Genomic DNA, 19,390 nt, shown 5'->3' with positions numbered 1-19,390 from the left:
GAGTCTGATACAATTTGTTCGTTACTGTTTGAATTGACGCGAGCGTGGAACAGTGAGGACTCATCGTGATTAAAGCGGAGCGACAGGATAAGGTTCGTCAGCTGCTCGAGGAGCAGGGCACGGTCTCGGTCAAGGAGATTTCGGATGCACTGGGCGTCTCGGATATGACGATCCGCCGTGATCTTGAGGAGCTTGCGAGCCTGGGCGAGATCGAGCGCGTGCACGGCGGCGCCCGCAGTGCGCAGGGTCGTCCCCACGCTATGTTGCGCCACGAGTACTCGCACAGCGAAAAGCGCACCAAGCATGCCGAGGAAAAGCTGCAGATTGCGCGCCGCGCCGTGGAGCTTATCGAGGAAGGTTCGACCATCTTTTTGGGTACGGGCACTACGGTTGAGCAGATGGCATCGATGCTGCCGGCGTGCCGCCTGCGCATTGTGACCAATTCGCTTTCGGTGTTTAACCTGCTCGAGGCGCGCGAGGACTGCGAACTGTGCCTGGTGGGTGGCATGTATCGTCGCCGCACCGCCGCTTTTGTGGGACCGACGGCCGAGGATACCCTGCGTGCGCTGGGTATCGATGCAGCCTTTATCGGCGCCAACGGCATTTTGGACGGCGACGTGTCTACGTCTAACATGGAAGAGGGCCGCATCCAGCAGCTCGCCTTTAGCAAGGCAGACTCGCGCTATCTGATCGCCGATTCCAGCAAGATTGGCAAGCGCGACTTCTACACCTTCTGCCGTCTGGACAGCCTGGATGCCGTGGTGTGCGAGCCGGGTATTACCGCCGAGGATCGTGCCGCCATCGAGGAGCATACGCAGGTCATCTGCTAGCTAGCGCTACGGGATTGCCAACAGGCGATGCGGGAGGACTTTTACCTCCTGTCATTGTGGGGAATCGGCGCGTCAGCGCTATGCGATATGACGCGCAAATGGGGCCTTCGCTATCAAATTGTCTCAACCTGTGACAGGTAGGAGTGAAGTCACCAACCAGATGTTACAGATTGAGATTTTGGCCCGGCCTATTCCGTTTGTCTCAATCTGTAACAGCTAGGACCTAAAAACTCGACTAGGTGTTACAGATCGAGATTTTGTCTATCCAGCCATCACCTTTGTCTTGATCTGTAACAGTTAGACGGTTAAAAGCGAGTTAGATGTTACAGATTGAGATATTTCTGCTCGGGCGTTCTGTTTGTCTCGATTTGTAACAGCTAGGGCCGAAATATTCGGCTAGATGTTACAAATCGAGACAAACGACCTGCTCGGGCCGCGCCAAAACAAAAAGGCCGCATGCGAACCCGTGGAGGGATTCGTATGCGGCCGACAGGGGGTATGCGGCGGAAACTAGGCCATGAGCAGGCCAGTCTCCGCGACGTTCTTGTACCAGTACGCGCTTGCCTTGGGATAGCGCTTCTGGGTCTCAAAGTCGATGTAGAACAGGCCGTAGCGCTTGTTGTAGCCGTTGGTCCAGGAGAACTGGTCCTGCAGCGACCACACAAAGTAGCCGTCGACGTTCACGCCGCCGTCGATCGCCTTGAGGATCCACGCGAGATGCTGGCGCATGTAGTCGATACGAGGGGCGTCGTCGATAAAGCCATCCTCGAAGTCGTCCTTATAGCCCATGCCGTTCTCGGTGATGTAGATCTTCTTGTAGTTGGGGTAATCGTTCTTAATGCGCAGCAGCAGGTCGTACAGGCCCTCGGGATAGATGATCCAGTCCCAATCGGTGGTGGGAACGCCTTCGCGCACGCACGACTCGCCCACGCCCTTGAGGAACCAGCGCGAAGATCCCTTGTCGCCGGTGCCATTGTGGTTGATGTCGTTTTCGCCCTCGGCAGCACGCAGGAACTGGCACTTGTAGGTGTTGACGCCCAGGCAATCGTTGTAGGGGAGCGCGGCGGTCAGCGCGGCGATGTCCTCGTCGCGGACGTCGAGCTCGCCGCCGGCGATATGGGCCAGCTTGGTCGCAGCCTCCATGGTGTCGGCGGCATAGTGGCCGCGGAAGGTGGCGTCGAGTACCCATCGGTTGTTGATGACGTCGGCCATGCGAGCTGCCTCGCAGTCGGCGGCGTTGTTGGGGTCGAGGGGATACTTGGGCTCCAGGTTCTGGACAATGCCGATCTCGCCCTCAAAGCCGCCCTCATGGAAGGCGACGACAGCCTTGGCGTGGGCCACCATCATGTTGTGCATGAGCTGGAAGGCCTTGTCCAGGCGGTACTTCTCGCCGTGCGGCCAGTTGCCGACGATAAAGCTGCCCTCGGCGGTCGCGGGAATCTCGTTAAAGGTGAACCAGTGCTTGACCTCGGTGAACTCGGCAAAGCAGAACTTGGCGTACTCGACAAAGGCGTCGATCGTCGTGCGCGTCAGGAAGCCCTCGCCGCCGTCCTGGTAAAAGGCCTCGGGCGTATCAAAGTGATCGAGCGTGACATAGGGGATAACGCCGGCTTTATTGCAGGTGGCAAAGAGCTCGTGATAGAAGGCGACACCCTCGGGGTTGATCTCGCCAGCGCCGTTGGGGAAGATGCGGCTCCAAGCGATGGAGACGCGAATGCCGTTAATGCCAAAGCGCTGGCACAAGTCGATATCGACCGGATATTTGTTGTAGAAGTCGCTTGCGGGGTCGGGGGAGAAGCGACCCTGAGCGGCCAGGAAATCGTCCCAGGGCACTTTGCCCTTGCCGTGCGTGCGGGTCTCGCCCTCAACCTGGTAAGCAGCGGTGGCGCCGCCAAACACAAAGCCGTCGGGGAACTGCATGGGGTTGGTCATGAGGCATCCTTTCTGTGGGATACGAATAGGGAGAGGTGCCCGAACTGGGGATCCGGGCACCAACAGAGGGAGGAACTAGTCGAGGTTCTCGCGGAGCCACTTGATGGCGCCAGCGGGGTCGCGAGTAAGGTCGATATATTCCTTACCGCGCGGGGCGAGCAGCTTAATGCCCAGGCGATCGGTGTCGGCCTTCATGTCGTTGTAGTAGCTACGAACCTGCGGGGCAAGCACGATAACGTCGTACTGATCCATGATGGCAGTGTGCTGGCCATAGGCGCCTGCGGAGGAAGCGATGTTCTCTCCGGTCTGCGCGGCACCTTCCTTGATGGCGTTGGCAAGCATGGCAGAGGTGCCGGCGCCGGCGCACAGGACGAGGACCTTCAGACCGTCGACATCCTTCTTAGCGGATGCTTCGACGACGGGCTCGGGCTGATCGGCGACAGGCTCGCTGTCGCCGGCAGCGGCGGTCGGCTCGACGGAAGCGGTAGTCTGCTCGGCAGCGGGCGCGGAGGTGCTGGCGGCGATGGTGGCAGCACCGTCGGACTCGAGACCCAGCTCGGCGGCGCGCTCGGCCTCCTGGTCGCAGAGCAGCTTATCGTATGCCTTCAAGAACGGCAGGTAGATGATGGCATCCAGCAAGATGATGATCGCGACAAATACTAGGGCGATAAGCTGGAAGTTCGTGGTGATGAAAATGCCGATGGGGGCAGGGGTAGCCCAAGGCACCACGAAGGAGAAGCCGTTCATACCCACGTTATCGATAAAGAACTTGGCAACACTCACGTTGACGCAGCCGGCGGCAACAAAGGGGATGAGCATGTAGGGGTTAAGGATCATCGGCGCGCCAAAGAGCAGCGGCTCGTTGACAGCAAAGGCGACCGGTACGATCGAGGCCTTACCGACGGCTTTGAGCTGCTTGGACTTCATGAAGAGAATCAGCAGAAGCGGCACGATGAACGTGGCGCCGGTGCCGCCGAACTCACCCACGAGCGACATGTTGAAGGTGAGGGAATGGGCGGGGTGACCACCGGCCAGCAGAACCTGCAGGTTCTCGGCCTGGTTGGCAAGACGGATGGGGTCGATGCCCGGCTGGACAATCGAAGGACCATGGACACCGATGAACCAGAAGAACGCGGTGGCTGCCTGGATAAGGATAAGGCCAGGATAGGTCTCTGCCGCAGTGAAGAGCGGGGAGAGCAGCTTGATGAGCAGCTCGGAGAACGGAACGCCCATGAGGTTGCGCACCACCACATCGATGATGCCGCAGATGATGACGGCGCCGCCAAAGGGGATAATGTCGCGGAAGTTCTGAGCGATGGCGCCCGGGACCTCCTTGGGCAGCTTAATGGTCAGATCGCGCGAGACGCAGAACTTATAGACCCACACGGTAATGAACGCGGCGATATAGGCCGAGAACAGACCGCGCGTGCCCATGCTGGTGCAGTCGAAGACCGAAAGTTCGGAGCCGTTGAGCTTGGTGGTGAACTGCGTAACGGCGAGCAAAAGCATGCTGCACTGGGCGGCCACCATGGTGGAGCCGTCGTTGAGCACCTTGCCGGCGGGCATGCGACGGTTCATGGAAGCCGTGAAGTTCTTGGCGGTGGTGCCGGCAACCATGATGCCCATAACGCCCATGGTGAAGTTGTACAGCTTGTTGCACCAGTCGATGAGCGGCTGGGGCAGCGTGATGCCAACTACGCCAGGAAGGGTGGCGATCAACAGGAAGATCGAAGAGGTGAGGACAATGGGCATGCACCCAAGGAATCCGTCCTTGATGGCCTGGAGGTAGATGTTCCTCGAGATCTTCTCGAAGAACGGTTGATGCTTTTCGAGCATCTTTACGATGGCGTCCATAAAGCTCCTTTGCTACTTGATGCGCGATGCATGTGGATGGAACTGGTCGTCGATGGATGGTCAGGACTGCCCGGAAACCTTCCCGCTTAAGGAAGGCATTGCGAAATGACAACGTTGTCATTTCGTTAATGACAACGTAAGACATTTTTGGAAGAGCAACAAGGATTTACGGGTGAACGGTCGATATTGTCCGATAAACGGCTGATTTATCAGTCAGGCAGGTAGTGTATGCTAGAACACAAAAAACAAGCGATAGAGAACCGACTGGAGAAGCAGTGGCAACGATGGACAAGAAAAATGTCTCAATGAATGATGTGGCGATTGCCGCGGGCGTTTCTCTCAAGACGGTGTCGCGCGTAATCAACGAGCCCGATAGCGTACGAGAGTCGACACGCGATAGGGTCCATGCTGCCATGGAGGCGCTTGGGTTCCGGGCGAACTTTGCCGCGCGTTCACTCAAGTTGGGCCGTTACGGGTGCATCGGCGTGGTGATGTTCCACTTGTCGGGCGGCGCCGTGGACATGATTGACGGTATCGCCGATGCCGCCGAAGAGCGAGGCTTTGCGCTCACGATGATCAAAAAGCGGGCGGGGGAGAAGATGACCCTTGCCGAAGCGGCGCGCAGGATGTCGCAGCTGCCTGTTGATGGCATGATCTTCAACCTACGTCAGATGGTCGATGACTTTGATACCTTTGAGGCGCCGAAAGACCTCAAGACGGTGATTATCACGCCGATGGAACATCCTACCTGCTCTACCGTCAGTGACGACCAAGAGGGCGGCGCGCGCATGGCGTGCGAGTACTTCTTGAATCACGGGCACAAGAACGTGTATTTCGTTTCTGGTAAAAAAGAGTCGCTGTCGAGCCAGTGCCGTATGAAAGGTTGGCGTGCGGCACTCGAGGCGCGTGGCATTGAGCCGCCCGAGCCTCTGCAAGGCGATTGGAATGCGGATAGTGGCTATGCCGCGGGCCTTGTGCTTGCCGATAAGCCCGATTGCACGGCGGTCCTCGCTGCTAACGACTGCATGGCAAACGGCGTGATGATGGCTCTACGTGACAAAGGGCTCAGTGTGCCCGACGACGTGTCCGTGATCGGCTTCGACGATGAACTCTACAAGACGATTCCCAACTCGATTCTGACGTCGGTGAAGTTTCGCCATCGCGAGCTGGGCGTCCGTGCGCTTAACGAGGTCGTCGCAGGTCTTGAGGCTCCGAGCTCCAGAAGCCGCACGCTTGTGTCAGGCGTGCTGATCGAGCGTTCCAGCGTGAAAGACCTACGGGCGTAGACGTGCTCGGCTCGTTCATCTCAATCTGTAACAGTTAGGACCGAAATACTCGGCTAGATGTTACAGATCGAGACAAACGGCCCCCCAGCCGAACAAAAACAAAAGGCCGGGGGCGGCGCGCCGTGTGACGTGCCACCCCCGGCTGAGAAATGGGGACAGGTTATGTAAGCGGGGCAATTCCGCTGGTCGCCAGCCGCTAGTCCAGACGACGGGTCTGCGCCACGTGCTTGTACCAGTAGGCGCTTGCCTTGGGCGTGCGCTTCTGGGTTTCAAAGTCAACGTAGAAGAAGCCATAGCGCTTGTTGTAACCATTGGTCCAGGAGAACTGATCCTGCAGACTCCACAGGAAGTAGCCGCCCACGTTGACGCCCACCTCCATGGCCTTGAGCAGCCAGCGCAAGTGCTGCTCGATGTAGTCGATGCGCGGCTGATCGTCCACAAAACCGTCCTTGTAGGGATCCTTGTAGCCCATGCCGTTTTCTGTAATGAAGATCTGCTTGTAGTTGGGGTAGCGCTGCTTAATGTAGACGAGCAGATCGAACAGGCCCTCGGGATAGATGATCCAGTCCCAGTCGGTGGTGGGGATGCCAGGCTTGTTCACGTGCTCGCCAATACCCTTAACGCGCCAGCGGCCGGTGCCCTTCTCGCCCGTACCGTTGTGGTGCAGGTCGTTCTCGCCGTCGTAAGCCTTCAAGAAGCGGCACTGGTAGTTGTTGACGCCCAGGTAGTCGTTGTAGAGCGCGGCCTCGCGCATAATCTCGAGGTCCTCGTCCAGGATCTCGATGGTGCCGCCCGAGACGGCAGCCAGACGGTTGGCGCACTCGAGGGTGTCGGGCGCGTAGTCGCCGCGGAAGGTGGCGTCGAGCAAGAACTGGTTCTGCAACACGTGCTCGTTGTTGGCGGCTTTGATGTCGGCGGGGTCGTTCTCGTTGAGCGGATACTTAAACTCCAACGACTGAATGACGCCGATTTTGCCCTTAAAACCGCCGTTGTGGAAGGCCAGTACGGCCTTGGCGTGGGCGAGCATCATGTTGTGCTCGCACTGGAAAGCCTCGGCCAGATGCGCCTTGACGCCGCCGGGGAAGGTGCCCTCGATGTAGGTGTTGGAGGCATCGGCCCAGATCTCGTTAAAGGTGAACCAGTAGGTCACCTGGTCGGCGTACTCCTTAAAGCAGAAGGTGGCAAAGTCCACAAAGGCATCGATGGTCTCGCGGTTGAGGAAGTCGCCCTTCTCAAAGAGGGCAAGCGGCGTGTCGAAGTGATGCAGCGTGACAAACGGCTCAACGTGGTGCTTGTGGCACTCGGCGAAGAGATCGTGGTAGAACTGCACGCCCTCGGGGTTGATCTCGCCGGTGCCGTTGGGGAAGATGCGGCTCCAGGCAATGGAGAGGCGAATGCCGTTGATGCCGAACTCCTCGCACAGCTCCAGATCGACGGGGTACTGGTTGTAGAAGTCCGAAGCGGGATCGGGGGAAAAGCGCCCCTGGGCCTCCAGGAAGTCGTCCCAGGCAACCTTGCCTTTACCGTGGGTGCGGGTCTCGCCCTCTACCTGGTAGGCAGCAGTGGCGCCGCCAAAGACAAAGTCCTCGGGAAACTGCGCAGGCGGGTTGGTGACGCTAGCAGGGTTAACGGACATGATGATCCAATCGTCTAAATCGAAGGGCCAGCCGGTCTTGGATGGTCGGCTGGCCCTGTGCGTTACTTACTTCGAGAGTTGTTCGCTTACGAAGGCGAGAGACTTATCGCCGTTCTGGGAAAGCTCAATGTACTGCTTACCGCGGCAGGCGACGCACTTGTTGCCCACGCGCTCGCAGTCCTTCTGCAGGTCGGCCAGGTAGCTTGCGGCTTGCGGGGCCAGGACGACCAGATCGAAGTCGGGGAGCATGTCCACGTGGTTGCCATAGGCCTCGGCAGCGGTTTCAAGATTGATGCCGCGCTCCTTGGCGGCCTTGGCCAGCGCGTTGGCGAGCAGGCCCGAGGTACCGCCACCCTGGCAGAGCACGAGCACGCGTTTGCCGTTGAGGTCGCTGGTGGCCGTTGCCTCGGCAGCGGGTGCTGCGGAAGCGGCGGGAGCGCCGGCTTCCACGGCCTCGGCAGCAGCGCCGGCGGCAACGCTCTTGGCGTCGGCCTTGCCCTGGAAGGCATCGTTGAGCTTGGCGGCCTTCTCGGCGTTCTTGGCGGCGAGCTCCTCCTGGGAAATCTCGGCCTCCTCGGCGCACTTCTGGGCGTCATAGGCACGGAAGAACGGATAGTACAGAACGAAGTCGACGACCAGGATAAGGGCGAGCATCACAAAGGCGAGCGGCTGGAAGCCCAGGCCCATGATGGTGCCGATGGGGCCGGGGACGGTCCAAGGCAGGGTGTACATAAAGCCGTTCATGCCCAAGAAGTCGATAAAGATCTTGAGGATCCAGATGTTGGCGATCGGGGCAAAGACAAACGGGACAAAGAAGACGGGGTTGAGCACGATAGGCGCGGCGAACAGCAGCGGCTCGTTGACGGCAAAGCACACGGGGACGATGGCGGCCTTACCGACAGCGCGCATCTCCTGGGACTTGGCCAGGAAGCAGAACATAAAGACCAGGACGAGCGTGGCGCCGGTGCCGCCCATGCAGACGACGAAGTACTGGGCACCCTGGGTCAGGACAGCGGAAGCGTGCTGGCCGGCCTGGAACGCAGCCAGGTTGTCGGTCATGTTGGAAACGAGGGCGGCGGCGATGGCGGGCTCGACGATCGAGGGGCCGTGGACGCCCACGAACCAGAACAGGCTCATGGCGCCGTAAATCACAGCAAGGCCGATGTAGCCGTCGGCAGCGGTGAACAGGGGCTGGAACACCTGGATGACGCCCTGGGCAAAGCAGAAGCCAAAGGCAGCGCGGAAGACGATGTCAAAGACCCAAAAGACGGTGATGCAGACGGAGAAGGGGATGATGTCCTTAAAGGTCTGCGAGATGTTGGGCGGAACCTGCTCGGGCATCTTGACGGTGATGTTGCGCTTGATAAAGAACTTGTAGATGATGCCGGTCACAAACGCAGCGATGAAGGCGGTCAGTAGGCCCTTGGAACCAAGGTAGGTGGTGTTGAAGCCACTGGCGGCATCCGTGGCGATGGTGTCGCTCGAAAGGAGCAAGAAGCCGATGATGGCCGCGCACATGCACGAGATAAAGTTGATCTGGTTATTCTTGGGCAGATCGCGGTTCTGGGCGTCGGCGAAATGCTTGGCCGTGGTAGCGGCGCAGGCGATGGCCAGGATGCCCATGGAGTAGTTGTAGCACTTCCACAGGGCGTTGTTGATGTCATCGGGCCAGTAGAAACCCCAGATGTTGGGGACCGAGGCTACCAGGCAGAAGATGGACGAGAAGATGATGATGGGGATGACGGAGATAAAACCGTCGCGGATCGCCTTGAGGTACTTGTTGCGGGCGATCGCGTTGAAAAAGGGCTGGCCCTTTTCGATGGTGGCGATGAGTTGCTCCATGCAAAGCTCCTAAGAGTCGGTGGGTTAGCAACGATAGCAGCTTTTGACGTTTGGTTGCCAAAATGTTGACGTTGCCATTTTGTGACACAAAATAAGACGCGAACCGATGGCCCCTGTGCCTGCGGACCGTCGATTTCTTGCGCGCAAACGTTTGAGCCGCCCGGTGGCTCTGTATTTGCACAATGGCAACGTTAACATTTGGGCGATAAAAGCCGTTCGGGGAAGCAAAAATGTCGGTGAACGGTAGGTTTTGGGTGGTGAGCGTATGGTGGGGGAGGCGTTAGATATACTTGAAGACGTTTCATTTGACTGCGTAGGGTGCCACCAATGGCATCGTTGACATAGAAAGATCGACCTATGGCCGCTGTTAAAAAATCGGTTTCCGTTAAGGATGTGGCGCTCCTCGCGGGCGTCTCAGAACAGACGGTCTCGCGCACCGTCCACGATTCACCCAGCGTGCGCCCCGAGACCAAGGAGCGCGTGCGTGCCGCCATGCGCGAGCTGGGGTATCGCCCCAATTTTGCCGGTCGATCGCTGCGCCGCGGCAAGTTTAAGACCGTCGGCGTCGCCATGTTCAACATTACCGGTACCGGCAACCTCGACCGTATGGAGGGCTTTGCCGCCGCCGCCGATAAGCACGGCTACGCCATTACCCTCACTAAAGTAGATGGACATCCGTATACCCTCGAGAGCGCATCGTCGCGCATGAGCGCACTGCCGGTGGATGGCATGGTTGTGATCATGAATCGCATGCCGGCGGACTTTGGCACCTTTGAGCCGCTGCCTGGTATGCAGACGGTGCTCGTTACCATGCTGGAGCACCCGCTGTGCTCGACGGTCGATAACGATCAGTTCGATTGCTCGCGCCAGGTTGTCGAGTACTTGCTGGGGCAGGGGCACAAGACCGTGCACTTTATCTCGTGTCCCGAACGCTCGCTTTCGGGCATGCAGCGCGAGGAGGGCTGGCGCGAGACATTGCGCGCGCATGGTATTGAGCTGCCGCGACTCATCCGTGGCGACTGGACGGCGCGGAGTGGATATGCCGCAGGCCAGGCTCTGGCGGACGATCCGACCTGTACTGCCATCTATGCCTCCAATGACGCCATGGCCTACGGCTGCATTCGCGGACTCGAGTCGCGCGGAAGGCGTGTGCCCGAGGACGTGAGCGTGGTGGGGGTTGATGATAGTCTGGGCGACATCGTGCCCGATCGTCGCCTGACCACCGTGCGCTTTGACAACAAGCGTGTCGGCATGTGGGCAGTCGACAAGATCGCCGGCGCCGAGGGAGTTGCGTCTGGCGTGGAGCACATGCTGATCCCCGGCGTGCTCGTAGAGGGCGATACGGTGCGCGATTTGCGTTAGGGCGCGGTCCTGTTTGGGTTTCCGTTAATCATGTTTGATATTGTTCGAAATGGTTTGGAAACCGTTCGCGGGTTAAAAGTGACCGTTCATAGCTCGAAATTACGTTTTGTATTGTTCTTTATTGTTTGAATGTTAATGTTTCTGTCATACACAGCGCAGCGCGGATGCCCGGACGCGATGCTCTCCGTTGGTTCATATGTGAAAGGAACGCAATATGGCAACCAAAGAAGAAATCTCGATGGTTGGATTCGAGATTGTCGCATACGCAGGTGACGCCCAGACCGATCTGCTTGCAGCGCTCGATGCTGCTCGCGAGGGTGACTTTGAGAAGGCCGAACAGCTGCACAAGGATGCCAGCGATGCACTTATCGGCGCCCACGACACGCAGACCAAGCTGCTTTCGCAGGAGGCCGGCGGCGGCGAGATGGAGATGACCTTCATCATGGCTCACGCTCAGGACACCCTCATGACCACTATGATCTTGGAGAAGCAGGCCCGCTTTACCATCGATGCCTACAAGCGCATCGCCGAGCTCGAGGCCAAGCTCGCCTAACGAGCCCTCACAACCAAGCCCCTTCCAAAAGCCCTGCCGCTATCCGCGGCAGGGCTTTTTCTGTCCTCCTCCAAGTTGCGGTGAAATAGGGGCTGACGGCCCAAAATGATCCGTTCTCCTCCGTCCCCAGGGGATCGGTTGGCAGCGTCGCCACGAAACTGGCGCATCTACTACGTTTAACCCGATACCCCCGAACACACCTGCGTTTCATGAAAAACTGCAAGCGTTCTACCTGTGGTTTTGTTTTTACGCCACGGGGCATGGTCGGAGATAGGCGGTTAAACGTAGTAGATGGGCCCATTTCATGGAGGGCAGGCCATGCAGCAGTCTGTTGCGCCTCTTGCCGTTCGGTTTTTCGCTGGGTGGGTATACTTCCATCCGCAATACAGGCCGGAATGAGGAGGTATCCAAATGCCGGACAACGGATCGATTCAAAAGAGAGACGCGAGCGAGATGGCTCATGGGCGTCCTGTCCAGATAACCGAGCAAACAACGGTGACCGAGCTGCAGCCCAGCCTATCCGATGTCGTGTGCGCAAACAAAAAACTGCAGATTGGCCTCATCGTTGCGCTCGTGGTACTGGCGCTGCTGTCGGGGTTTGTGGCTCGTCCGCATTTTGCCGATACCAAGACTTGGGACTCTACCGTCGAGGTCATCGATCAAAAGAAGGGCAATGTATTGGCGCTCACGACCTCGTGCGTCGCCCTATCTGCGGGCATTACCGCGCTGCCGGGTGATACGGGAACGCCGGTTGCCGAGCAGCTCGCTCAGCTTTCGGGTAATCTTGGTATCGTGCTTGCCGTGCTATACCTAGAGAAATATTTACTCACGATTTTGTGGTCGGTTGGCCTGGGCATCCTGATCCCGTTTGCGCTGGTGCTCTTTGCAGCGTCGCTTGGCATTCACGGACGCTGGAGCACGAGCACGGTCATTCGTCGCGTGGCAACGCGTGTGCTGGTGGTCGCCATCATTAGCATGGTGTTGGTGCCCGCGAGCGTATGGGTGTCGCAGAAGGTCGATGAAACGTATCGAGTGAGCATCGAGGCGGCCGAGCAAAAGGCGACTGACGCTGCGAGTGCGGCAGATAGCGATAACTCCAAAGCAACCAAGAAAAAGACTGAGTCCGCAGAGTCCAAGAACGTGCTTGAACAGCTTGCCGACGGTGCCTCGGGTCTCGTCACGACGGTGACCAGCGGCGCCAAGCAGATGACCGATGAGATTGTGCAGCAGGTGACCGATCTGATCGAAGGTGTCATCGTGATGATAGTGACCTCGTGCGTTATCCCATTGCTGGTGCTCGCGGCGTTTTTGTGGCTGGGGCACACACTGCTGGGGATTGATATTTCCGGGCCGACGAATTATTTGACGGGCCGCTTTCTGGGCACTCCGTCCAAGCATGCCAAGAAGGGCGGGCAGTCCTAGTAGCTAAAACAGCTGTATATACCGGGGAATACCGCCGAAGGGCGGCCGAGACACGTTCTCGGCCGCCCTTTTGTTTGTTGAACACATGGTCGCTACGCCCGCGCCCGGTCCAAACGGTCAGCAATCATCCGTGAACGGTATTTGTTCAAAAAAGAACAAAGATAAACAAAAAGTTGTTGCAGTTACTGTTCGAATGTGTTCAAATAAACATGAACAGTGAAGAATCGCACATTCAGATGCCCGGACCTGAACGAGATTCAACACTTCCAAACAGAAACAACGCACCTGCGTATCTCTCAAGGAGGATGTCATGAGGGTTGTAATCGCTTCCGATGCCGACGGCATGTCGATGAAGGAGTCCATCAAGGAGATGCTCATCGCCGATGGTCACGAGGTCGTCGACTATTCCGAGACCCCTGCCGCGGACTTTGTCGATTCCGCTACCGCCGTTGCCAAGGACCTGCTGGAGCACAAGGATTCCCAGGGCTTCGCATTCGATAAGTACGGTGTCGGCTCCTATATGGCCGCCGTCAAGATCAAGGGCATGGTCGTCGCCAACATTTCCGACGAGCGTTCCGCCTACATGACCCGCGAGCACAACGGCTCGCGCATGGTCACCATGGGCCCGGGCGTTGTGGGCACCGAGGTCGCCAAGAAGATCGCCCGCGAGTTCCTGCGTGCACAGTACGCCGGCGGCCGTCACCAGATCCGTGTCGACATGCTCAACAAGATGGCCTAACGAGAGCCACCGAGAACTCGAACTTCTACCTCAACTTGTGAATTCAGACGAAAGGACGTTCTGATGAAGAAGACCATCGCAATCGGTTGCGACCATATCGTTACGGACGAGAAGATCTATCTGGCCGACCGCCTGGAGCAGGCTGGCTACAAGGTGCTCGACTGCGGCACCTACAGCCACACCCGTACGCATTATCCCATCTACGGTAAGGCCGTGGGCGAGGCTGTTGCCAGCGGCAAGGCCGACTTTGGCGTGGCCCTGTGCGGCACCGGCATCGGCATCACCAACGCCGTCAACAAGGTTCCCGGCGCCCGTTGTGCCCTGGTTCGCGACATGACCTCTGCCCTGTATGCCCGTCGCGAGCTCAACGCCAACATCGTGGGCTTTGGTGGCAAGATCACCGGCGAGTTCCTGATGGCCGACATCATGCTTGCCTTCCTGGAGGAGCCTTACGAGAAGACCCCCGAGCACGATGCCCTGATCGCCAAGATCGATGCTTGCAATAAGGCCGACGCCGAGGCTCAGACTGACCCGCACTTCTTTGACGAGTTCCTGGAGAAGTGGGACCGCGGCGAATACCACGACTAGTGGGGTTACGCGGTTTTGCCAAACCGCGTAACGGGTCGACGCTGCGCGACGCCCAGGCACCCCATCTCGCCACTCAAACCGTCGCTCGCGTACATGAAGTACGCGTCGCTCCTCTTTCGCGGCGACCTGGGGCACCTGATCGCCGCTCGCTGACGTTGGGGGCACCTGTGGGGTTACCGCTGTTGTTGCGAAGCTTTCTGGTTCAGTAAGCTGCTCCGATAACACGTTTGCTTGCTTGGCTTGAGTGCTTCGCTCTTGGCGGTACCCGGCATTCTGCAGCTTTTCAATTGACGGCTCGCGTTTCTGTGAGGGGGCGCGGGCCGGTTTTCTATCAGCCCTATTGACTTGGTGGGCTGTCGTAAGAAAGGGAAGGCTCCTATGGAGTTTGTTCTTGATAACGGTTCTATCCGCGTGGCACTGAGCACGGCGGGCGGGTCGTTCACTTCTATTGCGGCCAACGGCCGTGAGTACCTGTGGCAGGGTGATCCGGCAGTCTGGTCGGGCCAGGCCCCCATTTGCTTCCCGATCTGCGGTGGCCTTCGTGACGGCCACGCAATGACCATGGGCGGCCGCGAGGTAAAGCTCGTCCGCCACGGCTTTGCGCGCAAGCAGGAGTGGAAGCTCGAGGAACAGAGCGACAACATGGTTGCGCTGAGCTTAAGCTCTGCCGACCATGCCGAGTTGCTCGAGCAGTACCCGTATCCGTTTAAGATCGTTGCTCGTTACACGATCGATTCGGAAAAGGTTGACGTGTCGTACGAGGTGACCAATGAGGGCACCGAGGACATGCCGTTCTTTGTGGGCGGTCACCCCGGCTTTAAGTGCCCGCTCGACGAGGGCGAGTCCTATGACGACTACGAGCTTCGTTTTGAGCAGCGTGAGGCCACCGACCTCTGCACTGCCGTTCCCTCGACGGGCCTGATTGATGTTGAGCATCGCAGCAAGAACCCGATGGTTGGCCATGACCTGCCGCTGACCCACGAACTCTTTGACTTCGCGGAGACCATCTTTGACGTGCTCGAGAGCCGCGTGGTTACGCTGACCAAGAAGACCGAGGACAAGGGCGTGCGCCTGACGTTCCCCGATATGCCGTACCTGATTGTGTGGAGCAAGCCCGAGGGTGACTTTGTGGCCGTGGAACCGTGGGGCGGCCTGTCCACCTGCTCCGACGAGGACGATATTCTGGAGCACAAGCGCGGCTGCCTGGTGGCCAAGCCGGGGGAGACCGTCACCCGCGGCTTTGAGATCGAGATCCTTTAACGAGCTATCGTATGTTTGGGGTCGCGCGTGTCGTGCCCCGGAAACAGGAGTTCAATATGATTCTGACCGTTACCATGAACCCGTCGATTGATACGCGCTATCAGCTCGACAAGCTGATCATCGACGACGTGAACCGTGTGACGCCCGAAAAGACCGCTGGCGGCAAGGGCCTCAACGTGAGCCGTGTGCTGCTGCAGTTGGGCGACGATGTGCTCGCGACTGGCCTGCTTGGCGGTCACATGGGTGCCTATATGGCCGAGCTCATGGATGCCGACGGCGTCAAGAACGACTTTGTGCCCATCGCCGGTGAGACGCGCATTTGCCTGAATATTCTGCACGAGGGTAATCAGACCGAGCTGCTGGAGAGCGGCCCGCAGATCGCTCCGGCCGAGCTCGAGGCCTTTACGGCCAAGTTTGCCGAGCTTGCAGCGAAGGCGGACGTTGTGACGCTTTCGGGCTCGCTGCCGCGTGGCGTCGATGCCGGCTACTATGCCGAGCTCGTCAAGATCGCCGAGGAGGCGGGTGCCAAGGTGCTGCTCGACACCTCGGGTGCATCGCTGGAGGCCGCGCTGGAGTCCGACGCTAAGCCTGAGCTCGTAAAGCCCAACCTGACCGAGATTAACGGCCTGCTGGGTACGTCCTTTACGACTGATGATGTCGATGCCCTGCGCGAAGCGCTCGCCGCCGATGACCGTTTTGCCGGTATTCCCTGGGTCGTCGTTTCGATGGGCGCTGCCGGTTCGGTAGGATTCCATGAGGGCCGCGCGTTCCGCGCCAAGACGCCCGCGATTGCGGCTGTAAACGCGACGGGTTCCGGTGACTCGACCATCGCCGGTTTTGCGCATGCCATTGCTGCTGGTGCCGACGACGTCACGGTGCTCAAGACCGCCAATACCTGCGGCAAGCTCAACGCCATGGATCCCAAGACCGGCCACCTGGTCATGGACCGCTGGGACGAGGTCTACAACAGCGTAGAGGTAACCGAACTTTAGAGTTACGGCGTACCGAACAAAACGAGAGTGGATAATCTCCCATTTTGGGCTCGCAAGCGGGCTTAGAGTGGGAGATTTTCCACTCTCATGAGAGGCAGCTAATTTGGGACGGGGCTATTTTGACTACTTCTAGATGCAAAGTAGTCAAAATAGCCCCGTCCCAAATTAGCTGCCCTTGCACCAAAAACGGCGCCCGCCGGCGATGTTGCCGGCGGGCGCCGTTGTCTTGAAGACGAAATGATTCGTTTTCCTCCGTCCCCAAGGGATCATTACAGCGAGTCGATAAAGCGCTGCTGGGCGGCGCGACCGGCTTCGTCCCATTTAAAGACGCCGGCGTTGTCGAGCACGTGGCCAAACACCATGCCGACCTCCTCGTGCAGGATGTCGATGGCGCTATCCGCCGTAAGCTCGTCGGCGCGGCGGGCAAAGACATCCTCGGCCCATGCGGCGTGGCTGCGGCAAAGGTCGTCGCCCTCGAGCGCGCCGGCAAGGTCGTAACTGACATCGGCCTTGGCTGCCAGCAAGTGCTCGCGGACAGCGCCGAGCTCGGGAACCAAGCGCGGCGGCAAAATGGCCAGGCCCATGACCTCGATCAAGCCGATGTTCTCTTTCTTGATGTGGTGGTACTCGGCATGCGGGTGAAATACGCCCAGCGGATGCTCGTCGGTTGTGATGTTGCAGCGAAGCGCCAGGTAGGCCTCGTAAATCTTGCCGCCGGCATTGCCGCGAGAGTCGACGCGGCGGATGACGGGCGTCACAGTGTTATGCGCCACGCCGTCGGCTGTGTGCGCGATGACGCCCACAGACTCATCGGTCCACTCGCGCCAGGCGAGGATAATCTTCTCGGCGGCGTCGAGCAGCTGGGCGCGGTCGTGCGAGCGCAGTCTCAGCACCGAAAGCGGCCACTGCAACACGGTGCCGCTGACCTGGTCAAAGCCGGACACGTTAAACTTCGAGACTTCGGTGGCATGCATCATGGGGAACTCGTGCGCGCCGCCCTGGAAGTGGTCGTGCGACAGAATCGAGCCGCCCACGATGGGCAGGTCGGCGTTGGAGCCAATAAAGTAGTGCGGGAACAGGTCCACAAAATCGAGCAGGCAGGTCAGTCCCTTACGGTCGACGTGCATCGGGCGATGCTCGGCGCTCATAGCAATGCAGTGTTCGTTAAAGTACGCGTACGGGCTGTACTGGAAGCCCCAGCGCTCGCCGTTGAGCTGGATGGGGATAACGCGCAGGTTCTGGCGAGCGGGATGGGCGCCGCCGTCGGCTGCGGCGGAGCGTCCAGGGTAGCCCTCGTTCTCGATGCACAGTTGACAGGCGGGATACTTCTCGCCCGTGTTCTTTGCGGCGCCGGCCGCGGCAATGTCGCGCGGGTCCTTCTCGGGCTTCGACAGGTTGATGGTGATTTCCAGGTCGCCCCAGTTGGTGGGGGTACTCCATCTGATATTGCGCGCGATGGCGGCGCGGCGCACGTAACCGGCGTCACAGCACAGACCATAGAACCAGTCGGTCGCGGCGCGGGGCTCGTTGACGCCCATGCGTCCGTTGAACTCCTCGTTTACAACCGAAGGCCTCGGCATGAGCGCGCCCATGATGCGCATGGCGATGCGGTCGCGGCCCGACGCCGTGTCCTCGGCAGCGCCGTTGGCAACGGCGTCCTCGGAAAGCGCGGCAAGCGTGCCCTCCAGGTCAAAATTGGGGAGCGTATCGGGGTGCAAGAGCGAGAGCTTCTCGTTCTGCATCGCCCAAGCCATGTCGAGGGCAGGACCCGTGGCGCCGATGCACTCGAGAATGGTGTTGTAGGCCCAGATGCGGTCATCCTGTCCGATCATGGATCGATGGATGGCATACTCAATCAGGCCCTGCGCGGCCTCGCGCACATCAGTCATTACAGCCATGCCGCGTAAGCCCCCTTGTCAGAAATTGCGTAGTGGCGGGCAGAGCCCTCGCCCAGCCAGCCGTTCATCTTGGTGATGAAGGTGTCGACCAGGTCGAGCGGCACGAAGGCCTGGATGGTGCCACCAAAGCCGCCACCGTGGATGCGGACGGCGCCGCGGCCGTCGAGCACATGCTCGGCCAGCGCCAAGGCATACATGGAAGGTTGCTCGGAGCCCAGTTTGGCGACGACATTCTGCAGGTACATGGCGGAGCTGGCACCGGACTCGCGCGTCAGGACCAGGAACTGGTCGATGTCGCCGGCGCTAAGGGCTGCCCAGCGCTTATCGACCAGGCCGTTCTCGTACCAGTAGTGAACGGCGCGCAGGCAGGCGCGGTCGCCCAGCTTGGCGCGTAGCTCAGGGAGCTTGGCGTCAAAATCCGCCACGTTTACCTCGCACAGGCGCGTCTTGCCAAACTCGGCGGCGACGTCCTGCATCTCGCGCGGAACGGCGGCGTAGTCGTCGGTGGCGGCCACATGGTCGGCGCCAACCTTAACGAGCACGAGCGCGTAGCCGTGATCCTCAAAGTTGAGTTCGAGCTTCTGGGTTTTAGGCTGAGCCTGGTCCTCAAAGTCCATGTAGGCGAGGCCGCCCAGGCACACGGCGGCCTGGTCCATCAGACCGCAGGGCTTGCCGTAATAGTTGTTCTCGGTGCGCTGGCTCATCTGGGCGAGCGCGACGGGCTCGATGGCGGGTGCGCCCCAGAGCGTCTCCATGGCACGACCGTACGCCGCCTCGACGGCGGCAGAGCTGGAAAGACCGCCGCCCGAGGGGACGGAGCAGGTGAAGGCGAAGTCGAAGCCCTGGGGCTCAACGCCCAGAGCAGCGATTTCATGGGCCATGCCGCGGACGAGGCTTGCGGACGTGCCCTTCTCGGACTCCTGAACATCTAGCGTATCGAGCGTGATCTCAAAGGTAGGATAGCCCTCGTCGGCGACGCGGATCTTGTTGGAGTCGGTTGCCACGGCGATACCGTCAACGGCGACATCGAGCGAGCCGGCGATAACATGGCCGCCCTCGTGATCGGTGTGGTTGCCGCTGATCTCGGAACGGCCGGGTGCGTGCACGTAGAGCACCTGGCGGTCGCCGATGGGTCCAAACTCCTCCTCAAACAGCTTGGTGAGCAAGGTGAGTGTCTTTTCGTCGGGGGTGGTCAT

Annotated in this window: 15 protein-coding genes; 9 read left to right on the top strand and 6 right to left on the bottom strand. The window is 59.5% G+C overall.

The features are described from left to right. Positions 1–65 precede the first annotated feature (65 nt). Complete coding sequence (locus ACTM86_RS07885) at positions 66–830, top strand: DeoR/GlpR family DNA-binding transcription regulator (RefSeq protein WP_441016764.1); 765 nt, start codon at positions 66–68, stop codon at positions 828–830. A gap of 510 nt (positions 831–1,340) precedes the next feature. Here ACTM86_RS07885 and lacG (ACTM86_RS07880) read toward each other — a convergent pair. Together lacG (ACTM86_RS07880) and ACTM86_RS07875 are read right to left on the bottom strand one after the other, a co-directional pair. After that, positions 1,341–2,762, bottom strand: a complete 1,422-nt coding sequence (lacG, locus tag ACTM86_RS07880; RefSeq protein ID WP_441016761.1) for a 6-phospho-beta-galactosidase — start codon at positions 2,760–2,762, stop codon at positions 1,341–1,343. 75 nt (positions 2,763–2,837) lie between these two features. Further along, positions 2,838–4,616, bottom strand: a complete 1,779-nt coding sequence (locus ACTM86_RS07875; protein WP_441016758.1) for a PTS lactose transporter subunit IIBC — start codon at positions 4,614–4,616, stop codon at positions 2,838–2,840. A gap of 284 nt (positions 4,617–4,900) precedes the next feature. On the opposite strand from ACTM86_RS07875, the gene ACTM86_RS07870 reads away from it, so the two are divergent. Next, positions 4,901–5,902: a LacI family DNA-binding transcriptional regulator gene (locus tag ACTM86_RS07870; RefSeq protein WP_441016755.1), complete on the top strand. Its 1,002-nt coding sequence runs from the start codon at positions 4,901–4,903 to the stop codon at positions 5,900–5,902. Positions 5,903–6,098: 196 nt separating this feature from the next. Here the strand turns inward: ACTM86_RS07870 and lacG (ACTM86_RS07865) are convergent, their stop codons facing one another. Beyond that, positions 6,099–7,538, bottom strand: a complete 1,440-nt coding sequence (gene lacG / locus ACTM86_RS07865) for a 6-phospho-beta-galactosidase (RefSeq protein WP_154514977.1) — start codon at positions 7,536–7,538, stop codon at positions 6,099–6,101. 66 nt (positions 7,539–7,604) lie between these two features. After that, positions 7,605–9,380 (bottom strand): PTS lactose transporter subunit IIBC, encoded by a 1,776-nt coding sequence (locus tag ACTM86_RS07860; RefSeq protein ID WP_427718986.1) that lies wholly within the window; start codon positions 9,378–9,380, stop codon positions 7,605–7,607. A gap of 357 nt (positions 9,381–9,737) precedes the next feature. On the opposite strand from ACTM86_RS07860, the gene ACTM86_RS07855 reads away from it, so the two are divergent. The 7 genes from ACTM86_RS07855 (at position 9,738) to ACTM86_RS07825 (ending at position 16,296) form a co-directional block, all read left to right on the top strand. Further along, a complete protein-coding gene (locus ACTM86_RS07855) occupies positions 9,738–10,742 on the top strand; it encodes a LacI family DNA-binding transcriptional regulator (protein WP_441016752.1) in 1,005 nt (334 codons plus the stop codon). Between the two features lie 214 nt (positions 10,743–10,956). After that, positions 10,957–11,295, top strand: coding sequence for a PTS lactose/cellobiose transporter subunit IIA (locus tag ACTM86_RS07850; RefSeq protein ID WP_055252615.1), 339 nt, complete (start codon positions 10,957–10,959; stop codon positions 11,293–11,295). A 411-nt stretch (positions 11,296–11,706) separates the two neighbouring features. Next, the gene (locus ACTM86_RS07845) at positions 11,707–12,717 is read left to right on the top strand and encodes a hypothetical protein (RefSeq protein WP_441016749.1); all 1,011 of its coding nucleotides are present in this window, start codon (positions 11,707–11,709) and stop codon (positions 12,715–12,717) included. A gap of 310 nt (positions 12,718–13,027) precedes the next feature. Continuing rightward, a complete protein-coding gene (gene lacA, locus ACTM86_RS07840) occupies positions 13,028–13,456 on the top strand; it encodes a galactose-6-phosphate isomerase subunit LacA (RefSeq protein ID WP_006234830.1) in 429 nt (142 codons plus the stop codon). A gap of 63 nt (positions 13,457–13,519) precedes the next feature. Then, complete coding sequence (lacB, locus tag ACTM86_RS07835; RefSeq protein ID WP_196032983.1) at positions 13,520–14,044, top strand: galactose-6-phosphate isomerase subunit LacB; 525 nt, start codon at positions 13,520–13,522, stop codon at positions 14,042–14,044. Between the two features lie 378 nt (positions 14,045–14,422). Continuing rightward, positions 14,423–15,304, top strand: coding sequence for an aldose 1-epimerase family protein (locus ACTM86_RS07830; protein ID WP_441016746.1), 882 nt, complete (start codon positions 14,423–14,425; stop codon positions 15,302–15,304). Between the two features lie 56 nt (positions 15,305–15,360). Then, the gene (locus tag ACTM86_RS07825; RefSeq protein ID WP_195535118.1) at positions 15,361–16,296 is read left to right on the top strand and encodes a hexose kinase; all 936 of its coding nucleotides are present in this window, start codon (positions 15,361–15,363) and stop codon (positions 16,294–16,296) included. 269 nt (positions 16,297–16,565) lie between these two features. On the opposite strand, the gene ACTM86_RS07820 is transcribed toward ACTM86_RS07825, so the two are convergent. Beyond that, the gene (locus ACTM86_RS07820; protein ID WP_441016743.1) at positions 16,566–18,194 is read right to left on the bottom strand and encodes a UDP-glucose--hexose-1-phosphate uridylyltransferase; all 1,629 of its coding nucleotides are present in this window, start codon (positions 18,192–18,194) and stop codon (positions 16,566–16,568) included. Next, positions 18,185–19,390 carry a galactokinase gene (locus tag ACTM86_RS07815; RefSeq protein WP_441016740.1) on the bottom strand — a complete coding sequence of 402 codons (1,206 nt, stop codon included), beginning with the start codon at positions 19,388–19,390 and terminating at the stop codon, positions 18,185–18,187. The genes ACTM86_RS07820 and ACTM86_RS07815 overlap by 10 nt, the downstream gene beginning before the upstream one ends.

It is taken from the genome of Collinsella sp. HCP3S3_E11, assembly GCF_052067375.1.
Classification (GTDB): domain Bacteria; phylum Actinomycetota; class Coriobacteriia; order Coriobacteriales; family Coriobacteriaceae; genus Collinsella.
The sequence above is the reverse complement of the archived record's forward strand: the minus strand, read 5'-3'. Positions and strand labels throughout refer to the sequence as shown.